Genomic DNA, 3,109 nt, shown 5'->3' on the forward strand with positions numbered 1-3,109 from the left:
TAGTGAGCTATTACGCACTCTTTGAATGAATAGCTGCTTCTAAGCTAACATCCTAGTTGTCTGTGCAACCCCACATCCTTTTCCACTTAACAATTATTTTGGGACCTTAGCTGGTGGTCTGGGCTGTTTCCCTTTCGACTACGGATCTTAGCACTCGCAGTCTGACTGCCGACCATAATTCATAGGCATTCGGAGTTTATCTGAGATTGGTAATCCGGGATGGACCCCTCACCCAAACAGTGCTCTACCTCCAAGAATCTCTAATGTCGACGCTAGCCCTAAAGCTATTTCGGAGAGAACCAGCTATCTCCAAGTTCGTTTGGAATTTCTCCGCTACCCACAAGTCATCCAAGCACTTTTCAACGTGCCCTGGTTCGGTCCTCCAGTGCGTCTTACCGCACCTTCAACCTGCTCATGGGTAGGTCACATGGTTTCGGGTCTACGTCATGATACTAATTCGCCCTATTCAGACTCGGTTTCCCTACGGCTCCGTCTCTTCAACTTAACCTCGCATCATAACGTAACTCGCCGGTTCATTCTACAAATGGCACGCTCTCACCCATTAACGGGCTCGAACTTGTTGTAGGCACACGGTTTCAGGTTCTATTTCACTTCCCTCCCGGGGTGCTTTTCACCTTTCCCTCACGGTACTGGTTCACTATCGGTCACTAGGGAGTATTTAGGGTTGGGAGATGGTCCTCCCAGATTCCGACGGGACTTCACGTGTCCCGCCGTACTCAGGATACTGCTAGGTACAAAGACTATTTTAAATACGAGGCTGTTACTCTCTTTGGCTGATCTTCCCAAATCATTCTTCTATAATCTTTGAGTCCACATTGCAGTCCTACAACCCCGAAGAGTAAACTCTTCGGTTTGCCCTCCTGCCGTTTCGCTCGCCGCTACTAAGGCAATCGCTTTTGCTTTCTCTTCCTGCAGCTACTTAGATGTTTCAGTTCACTGCGTCTTCCTCCTCACATCCTTAACAGATGCGGGTAACAGGTAGTACCTGTTGGGTTCCCCCATTCGGAAATCCCTGGATCATCGCTTACTTACAGCTACCCAAGGCATATCGTCGTTTGTCACGTCCTTCTTCGGCTCCTAGTGCCAAGGCATCCACCGTGCGCCCTTATTAACTTAACCTTATCTTTCTGACCTTTCAGTCATAAACTCTTATTAATACTACAGCGTTTTCGGTTTATTTTCTTGTTACTATTTGATATAGATATTCAATTTTCAATGTGCATTACTTGGTGATCTCTCACCAATGGAGCCTAGCGGGATCGAACCGCTGACCTCCTGCGTGCAAAGCAGGCGCTCTCCCAGCTGAGCTAAGGCCCCACAAGACCTCTCAAGACTAAACAAGACCAATGCGCAGTTCCTTATCCTTAGAAAGGAGGTGATCCAGCCGCACCTTCCGATACGGCTACCTTGTTACGACTTCACCCCAATCATCTATCCCACCTTAGGCGGCTGGCTCCTTACGGTTACCTCACCGACTTCGGGTGTTACAAACTCTCGTGGTGTGACGGGCGGTGTGTACAAGGCCCGGGAACGTATTCACCGCGGCGTGCTGATCCGCGATTACTAGCGATTCCGACTTCATGTAGGCGAGTTGCAGCCTACAATCCGAACTGAGACTGGCTTTAAGAGATTAGCTTGCCGTCACCGGCTTGCGACTCGTTGTACCAGCCATTGTAGCACGTGTGTAGCCCAGGTCATAAGGGGCATGATGATTTGACGTCATCCCCACCTTCCTCCGGTTTATTACCGGCAGTCTCGCTAGAGTGCCCAACTGAATGATGGCAACTAACAATAGGGGTTGCGCTCGTTGCGGGACTTAACCCAACATCTCACGACACGAGCTGACGACAACCATGCACCACCTGTCACCTCTGTCCCGAAGGAAAACTCTATCTCTAGAGCGGTCAGAGGGATGTCAAGACCTGGTAAGGTTCTTCGCGTTGCTTCGAATTAAACCACATGCTCCACCGCTTGTGCGGGCCCCCGTCAATTCCTTTGAGTTTCAACCTTGCGGTCGTACTCCCCAGGCGGAGTGCTTAATGCGTTAGCTACGGCACTAAACCCCGGAAAGGGTCTAACACCTAGCACTCATCGTTTACGGCGTGGACTACCAGGGTATCTAATCCTGTTTGCTCCCCACGCTTTCGAGCCTCAGCGTCAGTTACAAGCCAGAGAGCCGCTTTCGCCACCGGTGTTCCTCCATATATCTACGCATTTCACCGCTACACATGGAATTCCACTCTCCCCTCTTGCACTCAAGTTAAACAGTTTCCAAAGCGTACTATGGTTAAGCCACAGCCTTTAACTTCAGACTTATCTAACCGCCTGCGCTCGCTTTACGCCCAATAAATCCGGACAACGCTCGGGACCTACGTATTACCGCGGCTGCTGGCACGTAGTTAGCCGTCCCTTTCTGGTAAGATACCGTCACAGTGTGAACTTTCCACTCTCACACTCGTTCTTCTCTTACAACAGAGCTTTACGATCCGAAAACCTTCTTCACTCACGCGGCGTTGCTCGGTCAGACTTCCGTCCATTGCCGAAGATTCCCTACTGCTGCCTCCCGTAGGAGTCTGGGCCGTGTCTCAGTCCCAGTGTGGCCGATCACCCTCTCAGGTCGGCTATGTATCGTCGCCTTGGTGAGCCGTTACCCCACCAACTAGCTAATACAACGCAGGTCCATCTGGTAGTGATGCAATTGCACCTTTTAAGCAAATGTCATGCAACATCTACTATTATGCGGTATTAGCTATCGTTTCCAATAGTTATCCCCCGCTACCAGGCAGGTTACCTACGCGTTACTCACCCGTTCGCAACTCATCCAGAGAAGCAAGCTCCTCCTTCAGCGTTCTACTTGCATGTATTAGGCACGCCGCCAGCGTTCGTCCTGAGCCAGGATCAAACTCTCATTAAAAGTTTGAGTTCTCACTCATTTCTGTCACTGACAGATTTATTGTTTTTTTCATTGTTCAGTACTACAACAGTTGTTGTAGTGCCCTGCACATTGGTTCGTCTTGTTCAGTTTTCAAAGGTCTTTGTCACTTGCTTCTCTCAAGCGACAACTATATTAGTATATCACAGACGCTTT

1 tRNA gene and 2 rRNA genes (1 of these 3 only partly in view) are annotated in these 3,109 nt (G+C 49.7%); all 3 read right to left on the minus strand.

Annotated features, from left to right (window positions below):
• Positions 1-1,140, minus strand: a 23S ribosomal RNA gene (locus HMPREF9957_RS07540) (it extends 1,762 nt beyond the left edge of the window).
• A gap of 125 nt (positions 1,141-1,265) precedes the next feature.
• Positions 1,266-1,338: transfer RNA gene (locus HMPREF9957_RS07545), tRNA-Ala, on the minus strand.
• Between the two features lie 51 nt (positions 1,339-1,389).
• Positions 1,390-2,935 (minus strand): 16S ribosomal RNA (locus tag HMPREF9957_RS07550).
• The 16S and 23S rRNA genes sit together here with 1 tRNA gene alongside, the layout of an rRNA operon.
• Between the last annotated feature and the right edge of the window lie 174 nt (positions 2,936-3,109).

This window comes from Streptococcus mitis SK1080 (genome assembly GCF_000220085.1).
GTDB classification, from domain to species: domain Bacteria; phylum Bacillota; class Bacilli; order Lactobacillales; family Streptococcaceae; genus Streptococcus; species Streptococcus mitis_K.